General features: G+C 33.5%; 4 protein-coding genes. All 4 read right to left on the bottom strand.

Going from position 1 to position 2,644, the window contains the following annotated elements:
• Window positions 1-114 precede the first annotated feature (114 nt).
• The 4 genes from HU235_RS19305 to HU235_RS19290 all read right to left on the bottom strand — a co-directional run bounded on the left by HU235_RS19305 (window position 115) and on the right by HU235_RS19290 (window position 2,382).
• The gene (locus HU235_RS19305; protein ID WP_095301110.1) at window positions 115-690 is read right to left on the bottom strand and encodes a lysophospholipid acyltransferase family protein; all 576 of its coding nucleotides are present in this window, start codon (window positions 688-690) and stop codon (window positions 115-117) included.
• 4 nt (window positions 691-694) lie between these two features.
• On the bottom strand, window positions 695-1,366 hold the full coding sequence (gene cmk / locus HU235_RS19300) for a (d)CMP kinase (protein ID WP_095301109.1): 672 nt from the start codon (window positions 1,364-1,366) through the stop codon (window positions 695-697).
• 99 nt (window positions 1,367-1,465) lie between these two features.
• Window positions 1,466-1,642, bottom strand: coding sequence for a YpfB family protein (locus HU235_RS19295; protein ID WP_095301108.1), 177 nt, complete (start codon window positions 1,640-1,642; stop codon window positions 1,466-1,468).
• A 74-nt stretch (window positions 1,643-1,716) separates the two neighbouring features.
• Complete coding sequence (locus HU235_RS19290; protein WP_095301107.1) at window positions 1,717-2,382, bottom strand: flagellar brake protein; 666 nt, start codon at window positions 2,380-2,382, stop codon at window positions 1,717-1,719.
• Window positions 2,383-2,644: the final 262 nt, after the last annotated feature.

Below are 2,644 nucleotides of genomic sequence, written 5' to 3'. Positions count from 1 at the left end.
ATATCATTTTTATTAAAAAGCTTCTTTTACTCTTTTATAAAAATGAAAAAACCTCTTTTATTAAACTTCTAATAAATGCTACTTTTTGTCAAGTAGAAACTCCCCATCTACTTCCTATTTTTTTAGAAGTTTTCCAATTTCCTTCATAATGATCGCTGACATTTCTTCAGTTGTTATTTTCTTTTCACGATATTCATCCATCTTTATTGGCTGACCATAAATAACTCGTAATGTTCTAAATGGTTTATATTTCCCAACTATTGCACATGGGACAACTGCTGCATTTGAACGTAACGCAAAAAATCCTGCACCAGACTGTCCTTTACCTAATTCTCCATTTTTACTTCTAGTTCCTTCAGGGAAAAACCCTAAAACATTTCCTTCTTTTAATATTTTTAAACCTGTACGCAGTGCTTCACGGTCGCTTCCTCCACGATTTACGGGAAATGTCCCAAAGTTTTTTAGCAAAACATTTAAAACAGGTACTTTAAAAAGCTCAGCTTTTGCCATAAATAATACTTGTCTCGGTGCTGTAATCCCTACAATTGGCGGGTCAAAATTACTAATGTGATTCGAGCAAAGGAAGACACCACCTTCTTTAGGAAAATTCTCTAACCCTTCCACCTTCACTCGAAAAGTTGGTTTTAAAATTCCTGAAACTACTGACCTAGCAAATGTATATAATGACACAATATCAAAGCCTTTCTTCTATATAATCTTCAATTTTTCTTACAACACCCTCAATTGTCAAAGATGTCGTATCTATTTCAATTGCATCCTCAGCTTTTTTCAAGGGTGCAATCTCTCTCTCTGAGTCAAGTTTATCACGATTTGCAATTTCTTGCTTTAACTTGTCAAGATCGGTATCAAAACCTTTTAGTTTATTCTCCTCATAACGACGTAAAGCTCTTTCCTCCACAGATGCTTTCAGGAATATTTTTAGTTCCGCATTAGGTAATACATGTGTACCAATATCACGTCCATCCATCACAACACCACCATCAGCTGCTAGTTGACGTTGACGAACTAACATTTCCCTTCTAACTTTCGGATGCATTGCCACAATCGAAACCTGATTTGTTACTTCATTTGTTCTTATGACTTCTGTAACATCTTCACCATTTACTAGAACAATCTGCCCTTCCTCATTTGGCTTTAATTCTATATGGATGTTTGAGAGAATATCCGCCACTGCATCCTCATCATGTAAGTTAATATTTGCTTGAATTGCTTTATATGTTAAAGCACGATACATTGCACCGGTATCAATATAAATATATGCATAATGCTCCGCGATAATTTTTGCGACTGTGCTTTTCCCTGCTGCTGCAGGTCCGTCAATTGCTATTGATAATTTATTTCTCATAATGCCTCCAGGTAGTCTTTTAGTCTAGTAGTTTCTTAATAGTTATTTTTCAAATGATACATGATGAAAAGCAGGTAAAATTCGTTTCCACCTGCATCATCATTGGCTAAATGTTTCTAGCCATTCGGTTATCGTAATTTTATTCACACCTTCATATTGCACAACTCGTGAAAGGTATGGTTGAATAGCTGACTGTTGAATTAATAGCTGTGAAAAGATTAATACAATGAATTGAATAACAATTAATTTCACCAATATTCTTTCAAAACGTTTCATTCATTCATCTCCGGAATTATTTAAGCATTTGAATAATTGCTCCTAATTTTTATTATGCTTAAAAATACCAGATTTTATTCTGTTATTAGCCCTTTTCTTTTCATTTGTATTTGTTGTTGAAAACAATAACGAATTAATGTCTGTCTCGTTTTTTCATCAATATCTATGAATTTTAATGGAACTTTTACAAATACATCGTTTTCTACAGTGAGGATGCGGATAACTTTTGAATGCACTTTTATATGTTCAATTGCCCCATTTTGAAATGGTAGCGAAAACCATACGTATAATTCTTGATTTTCTTGTAATTTCACAGTTTTTGGTATTAGAATTGCAGAGCCACCAGCGCTAATATCTGTCGTTACTGCAGTGAATGGCTGAAATTCATTCAATATAGGATGAATTGCCACATCAAGTGTGGCTGGGATTCTTACATATTCTCGTCTTTGGATTTTTATTAATTGCTCATCCCCTGGATATGACAAGGAAAGCATCGGAATATTTTCCTTCACTCTACCAGTCACTTCAGTTTGAAAACGGAATGCTAGTTGATCTTTATTTGATACAAACGATGCTATTAGTTCTGTTCCTATCATTAAAAAGGCAGATCGACCTGTTGTCATATTTATTGGATAATCTATGAACAATTGATTTCCTTTTCTTTCTACAAGCTTGCACTTTAATTTTTCTACATTATCACCAGTCGTTTCTAAGTGAATAACATCCCCAATATTCAACATAAAATCACTCTTTCCTATATCTCTTCTCTTATTAAATCAAGAACTTTAATCTAATGCAAGAGTGTTCAAACTTTGAATACTCGATTTCTTTTAAAACATCTTTTATTGAGTTGACTTGCAAACTTAAAACACCCCTCTCCAAGCATTTGCTCTAATAGTACAGTTCGTGAATCTTCAAATGACTTAGAATTTTTAAGAACCTAGATACCTTAGTCTCGAAAATTTTTAAGTACTGTATAACAAAAAAGATACCCTATAATAG

This window comes from Metabacillus niabensis (assembly GCF_902829255.1).
GTDB classification, from domain to species: domain Bacteria; phylum Bacillota; class Bacilli; order Bacillales; family Bacillaceae; genus Metabacillus; species Metabacillus niabensis.
Note: the sequence above shows the minus strand (reverse complement) of the source record. Positions and strands in the feature narration are given on the sequence as shown.

Excerpts from the sequence above, each read along its gene's own strand:
- HU235_RS19290 (WP_095301107.1), bottom strand. The coding sequence starts at position 2,382 with ATGTTGAATATTGGGGATGTTATTCACTTAGAAACGACTGGTGATAAT.
- HU235_RS19295 (WP_095301108.1), bottom strand. The coding sequence starts at position 1,642 with ATGAAACGTTTTGAAAGAATATTGGTGAAATTAATTGTTATTCAATTC.
- cmk (WP_095301109.1), bottom strand. The coding sequence starts at position 1,366 with ATGAGAAATAAATTATCAATAGCAATTGACGGACCTGCAGCAGCAGGG.